Source organism: Streptomyces sparsus (assembly GCF_054776295.1).
Genome location: NZ_BAAHCA010000534.1, coordinates 1 through 3,409, shown reverse-complemented (window position 1 = coordinate 3,409; position 3,409 = coordinate 1). Strand labels below are relative to the sequence as shown.

4 protein-coding genes are annotated in these 3,409 nt (G+C 72.8%); all 4 read left to right on the top strand.

Translation table 11 applies throughout. From position 1 onward, the window contains the following. Positions 1–478 precede the first annotated feature (478 nt). Positions 479–1,387, top strand: a complete 909-nt coding sequence (locus ACYVE9_RS19780; RefSeq protein ID WP_461029220.1) for a hypothetical protein — start codon at positions 479–481, stop codon at positions 1,385–1,387. Between the two features lie 42 nt (positions 1,388–1,429). After that, positions 1,430–1,600: a hydrophobic protein gene (locus ACYVE9_RS19775; protein ID WP_461029219.1), complete on the top strand. Its 171-nt coding sequence runs from the start codon at positions 1,430–1,432 to the stop codon at positions 1,598–1,600. Between the two features lie 154 nt (positions 1,601–1,754). Next, positions 1,755–2,729, top strand: coding sequence for a helix-turn-helix transcriptional regulator (locus ACYVE9_RS19770; RefSeq protein WP_461029218.1), 975 nt, complete (start codon positions 1,755–1,757; stop codon positions 2,727–2,729). A gap of 361 nt (positions 2,730–3,090) precedes the next feature. After that, positions 3,091–3,306, top strand: coding sequence for an I78 family peptidase inhibitor (locus tag ACYVE9_RS19765; protein WP_461029217.1), 216 nt, complete (start codon positions 3,091–3,093; stop codon positions 3,304–3,306). Positions 3,307–3,409 lie beyond the last annotated feature (103 nt).

Below are 3,409 nucleotides of genomic sequence, written 5' to 3'. Positions count from 1 at the left end.
ACGAGACCGGGCCGGGGGACCCGGCCTGCTCGGGCGGGGCAGGGCAGGGCGGGAGCGGCGCCACGGACTCCCCGGGCACCACCGGGTGACCGCAGCCACCGCCCGGAACGGCAGCATCCGCCCGGACCGGCAGCATCCGCCCGGACCGGCAGCATCCGCCCGGACCGGGAGCATCCGTCCGGGCCAGGGGGCACCGCCCGACCAGGACGCGCCGTCTGACGTGTCCGCCGAGGCGGCGCACCCGTCCGCCCGAGGGAGAACCCGCCCGCGGGGGAAGATCAACGGCGGGACGACGCGGGTCGGAACAAATGTCGTCCATCGGACCAACCTTGGCGGCCTCTGGTGCGTCTTTGTCAGGGAAAGGCGGAGAACAAGCGCGTTCTCACGCGTGACGTCGTACGACCCGGGGAAGCATGCACCACCATCTCCTATCGCAGCACTTCCCGTTGCCCGTGAAGCTGCCCGGGTGGCGAACGGCATGATGACGTCATCCGCCGGCGCGGCCTCCGGAGACACCAGCGCGGCTGAACAGCCGCGCGCCGACTGCACCGCCGACAGTGCGGGCGGGCTCACCTTCGACATCACGCTGCCGGGGGAGTCGGAGCGCTGGGACGCCGGGCTGCTGCTGCGCCGCCGCGGCACGGACCCGATCGAGACGGTCCGTCTGCCGCTCGTCCCGGCCGGGGAGGGCGCTCTGCGGGCGGTGCTCCCCAGCACGGTGCCGCTCACCGAAGGGCGCTGGAACGCCTATCTGGTGCTCGGCGAGGGCTCGCCTCGCCGTCTGCTGCCCGGCCTCACGGATCTGGGCCCGCTGCTGGACCGGGTGCCCCGCGTCGGCCGCACCTGGCTGGGCGTACGCATTCCCTACCGCACCCGGCACGGCAATCTGGCGTTGCGGGCGTGGCTGCGCTGGCCGCACGCGGAAGCCGCCGGGCTGCTGATGGACGGCCGGGTGCTGACGCTGCACGGCAGGCTGTTCGGCGCCGACCTCACTCCGGAGACCCGCGTGGAGCTGCGTCCGGGGCAGGCCGGGCGTCCGGTGCTCACCGCTCCGGCGGTGGCCGAGGGGCCCGGGTTCGTGTGCCGGATCCCGCTGGCCGGACTCACCGCCGACGAAGACGCGAGCGCAGGTGGGGACGTGAGCGCCGACAGGGAGGCGGACGGGGACGCGGAGGAGCGGAGCTGGGAGGTGTGGCTGCGCACCCGCCCGTCCGCCGAGGCGGTCCGGGTCGGCCGGATCCTAGACGACCAGCCGGACAAGCGGTACACCGTCGAGTCTCCGAGGGTGCCGCTGGCCGACGCGGCCGGCGTCGTCGCACGGATCCGCTACACCGCCGACAACGACGTGTCGCTGTGCCTGGAACCTGCCGGAATGTCACCCGTTTAGCGCAGCCGGAAGGGGAACCCGGGTCTCGGAGGTGCATCAACGATGGTTCCAATCCTGTTGGGTCTGCTGTTGGTCCTGCTGCTCTTCGGTGCCGGCTTCGCACTGGACGTGCTGTGGTGGATCGCGATCGTGGTCCTCGTCATCTGGCTGCTCGGCTTCGTGTTCCGGGCGGCCGACTCGGGGGGTGGACGAGCACGCTGGTACCGCTGGTAGCAGCCGTCCGCCCGTAGCCACCCGGTAGCCGTCCGCCCGCAGCGGCCCGGTGGCAGCCGTCCGCCATCGCAGTGGCGGTCGCGCTCCTCGCGGCTGCGGTCCTTGCGGCCCTTGCGGACCGGAGGTGTCCGCAAGGGCTGGCATGCTGGCGCCCATGTTGGAGACCTCGGCGCGGCTGCTGCGACTTCTGTCCCTGCTCCAGGCTCACCGGGAGTGGTCGGGAGCCGATCTCGCCGACCGCCTTGGGGTCACCGCACGCACCGTGCGGCGCGACGTGGAGCGGTTGCGCACGCTCGGATACCCGGTGCACTCCGCCACGGGCACGACCGGCGGGTACCAGCTCGGCGCGGGCGCCCGGCTGCCGCCGCTGCTGCTGGACGACGAGGAGGCGGTGGCCGTCGCGGTCGGTCTCCAGGCCGCGGTGGGCGCCGGCGTGTCCGGGATCGAGGAGTCCTCGGTGCGGGCCCTCGCCAAGCTGGAGCAGGTACTGCCCGAGCGGCTGCGGCGGCGGGTCAGCGCGCTGAACTCCTTCACGGTCCAGATGCGACGCGGGACCGGCGGGCCCGCGGTCGACGCGGCCACCATCACGGAGCTGGCCCATGCCTGCCGTGACTGCCGGCAGCTGCGCTTCGCCTACCGTTCGCACGGCGGGGAGACGTCCCGCCGCACGGTCGAACCACACCGGCTGGTCAGCACCTACCGGCGCTGGTACCTCGTCGCCTGGGACGTCGACCGTGCGGACTGGCGCACCTACCGGGCCGACCGCATCGCCCTCACACCGCCGCACGGGCCGCGCTTCGCGCCCCGCCGTCCACCGGCGGAGAACCTCGCCGACTACGTCTCGGAAGGGGTCTCCACCAGCGCGTACCCGGTGCGGGCCACCGTGCTGCTGCGGCTGCCGATAACGGAGGCGGCCCGGCTGGTGTCACCGTCCACGGGCACGCTGGAGACCGTGGACGAGCGGTCGTGCCTGCTGCGCACCGGCGCCTACAGCCTGGATGCCATGGCGGTGCACCTGGTGATGATCGGTGCGGACTTCGAGGTGAGGGAGCCGGTCGAACTGCTGGCGAGCCTGGCCGCGCTGCGGGACCGCCTGGGGAGGGCCACGGCGATCGCGGCACCGGACTGAGGGGGCGTCGCGGGCGGCACCGGAGCTGCGCCATCCTGCCTTCGGCAGCTTCCGACTACGAGCCGCGGCGCCTCCTTTACCCCCTTTTCGGATAAGCAAACCGATGAAATGCGCAGAGCATTCCGAAGGGTTATCCCACAGCGCGGGAAAGGGTTTGCGGTGGTGTCCGCAGCCGGATCCGAACACCGTCCGATACCGCCGCCCGGGGGTGCGCGATTACGCAATTCGACCGTCCCCGAGCGTGCGACTGCGGCCGGGTCGGGACCTCGCGGCGACTGCGGAGCGCTGTGACACACATGTGACGGTCCGAAGATCAGCCCGGCACTTCCCGGTGCAGGGAGCAGGCCGTACGGTGGCAGTCATGGCAGACGAAACGGAAGACTCAACGCCCGCCGGAGACGAGACCGGGGCCTATGTCGGCCTGTCCGAGTCGGCCGCCCGGGAGCTGGCGGAGTCCCGGGGCTGGAGCACCGTGCGGGTGGTCGAACCCGACGCGATGATCACCATGGAGTACCTCGAGGGCCGCCTCAACATGACGGTGTCCGACGGTGTGGTGGTGCGCTGCTGGAAGGGCTGACCGCCACGCCGGCCTCGCGGTGGGAGTGCGGGGCCGGCGCGGGGCGCGTCAGTGCGGCGGACTGCCGGTGCGTCCGCTCCAGCGGTGCGGGGCGGCGGGCCCC

Bases quoted from the DNA above. Each gene is read 5' to 3' on its own strand.
- ACYVE9_RS19780 (WP_461029220.1), top strand. From the start codon at position 479: ATGATGACGTCATCCGCCGGCGCGGCCTCCGGAGACACCAGCGCGGCT.
- ACYVE9_RS19775 (WP_461029219.1), top strand. From the start codon at position 1,430: ATGGTTCCAATCCTGTTGGGTCTGCTGTTGGTCCTGCTGCTCTTCGGT.
- ACYVE9_RS19770 (WP_461029218.1), top strand. From the start codon at position 1,755: ATGTTGGAGACCTCGGCGCGGCTGCTGCGACTTCTGTCCCTGCTCCAG.
- ACYVE9_RS19765 (WP_461029217.1), top strand. From the start codon at position 3,091: ATGGCAGACGAAACGGAAGACTCAACGCCCGCCGGAGACGAGACCGGG.